The organism is Candidatus Hakubella thermalkaliphila (genome assembly GCF_013281975.1).
Taxonomy (GTDB): Bacteria; Actinomycetota; Humimicrobiia; order Hakubellales; family Hakubellaceae; genus Hakubella; species Hakubella thermalkaliphila.
Map to the genome: position 1 here is coordinate 1 of NZ_BLRZ01000417.1, position 678 is coordinate 678.

At 45.7% G+C, this 678-nt stretch carries 1 pseudogene; it reads right to left on the reverse strand.

What is annotated here, in order from left to right:
• Nucleotides 1-241: pseudogene (locus HW443_RS12515) on the reverse strand (hypothetical protein); the annotation flags it as partial.
• Nucleotides 242-678 lie beyond the last annotated feature (437 nt).

Genomic DNA, 678 nt, shown 5'->3' on the forward strand with positions numbered 1-678 from the left:
TAGCTGAACGCTTATGATTCACTTTTTGGTTCCGGCTTGTCTGGGTTAGGAAATATCCGTATCCCCTGTCATTGAGACGCTCATTAGTCGGGATGGGGTAATTAACTTCGGCCACTTTGGTTGTACGCTCTGAGGCTTCTTTCAAGCTGGGAGACAGGCCAGCGCCCACTGCTGCCAGGAGAGCTGCACCCAATGCAGTAGTCTCTACCGTGGACATCAAAACGACCGGAATCCCAGCCACATCTCGAATTGCCTCAAAAAAAGAGGAATATGGATATTATGGGATAAGGGGAAGGTCATTTTAAAGGTTTGCTTCGCCGACCTTCTTAGCCTCTTCGCAAATATAAATTACCCAAACTTGAGAAACTTTTTGCATGTAAATCAATTCCCCAGTAAAATGTCTTCATAGCGGCCTCCTCTGTCTTGTGACCTCTTAGAGCTTGCTGCTTAAAAGTATCACATCGCTTGGAAGTCGCTCTCAATAATCATCACGGCATATCTGGTTCGCACCTACAGTTCTCACCCAAGTTTTTACTCTACTTCGTTCCGCAAAAACTTCAGATATGCGGGGGCTGTCAGGCGAAATGCTGCTCGAGGTAATACAATGATAGACGCAACATATTTTGGGGTTCTGCGCAAAATATACACCCGACTGAATAACAGCAATGTGAATTGGGT